Origin of the sequence: Streptomyces sp. SP17BM10 (assembly GCF_036322405.1) — a bacterium.
Lineage (GTDB): Bacteria > Actinomycetota > Actinomycetes > Streptomycetales > Streptomycetaceae > Kitasatospora.
This window is the reverse complement of the sequence record NZ_JAQYXB010000353.1, coordinates 1-443: the sequence shown is the minus strand read 5'-3', so window position 1 is coordinate 443 and position 443 is coordinate 1. Positions and strand designations below refer to the sequence as shown.

1 protein-coding gene is annotated in these 443 nt (G+C 75.8%); it reads right to left on the bottom strand.

Translation table 11 applies throughout. The annotated features are described in order from the left end of the window. Positions 1-353, bottom strand: a 353-nt coding sequence (locus PUR71_RS02745) for a hypothetical protein (protein ID WP_329924683.1), incomplete at its 3' end; no start/stop codon positions are given. Positions 354-443: the final 90 nt, after the last annotated feature.

Sequence of the window (443 nt, the reverse complement as noted above, 5' to 3'; positions counted from 1 at the left end):
CCGAGCCCCCCGAGAGATTCTGTCTCCTGGAATATGTACCCCACCCGGGCGCTCTCCCCCTCGACGTCGGTGGCGCGCGCGGTGTCTAGCGCCCTGGCGTCATACGACTGGCCGACCGTGTCGTCGTCGCGTGGGGCTGTGGATTCGGCCTCGCCGGTGACGTCCGCGAGGGCGGCGGCTACCGACGTGACGACCGTGGCGAGCGCCCCTCCGGCGGTGGCTTCCGTCGTGACGACCGCCCGTCGGGCGGTGGCTACGGCCGCGACCGTGACGACCGCCAGGGCGGCGGTTACCGCCGCGATGACCGTGGCGAGCGCCCCTCCGGCGGTGGCTTCCGCAGCGAAGTCCCCCACTCCGGAAGTGGCTTCCGCCGGGTGGACCGCCGCTCCGGTGGTGGCTTGCGACGGGGGGGGGGGGGGGGGGGGGGGGGGGGGGGGGGGGGG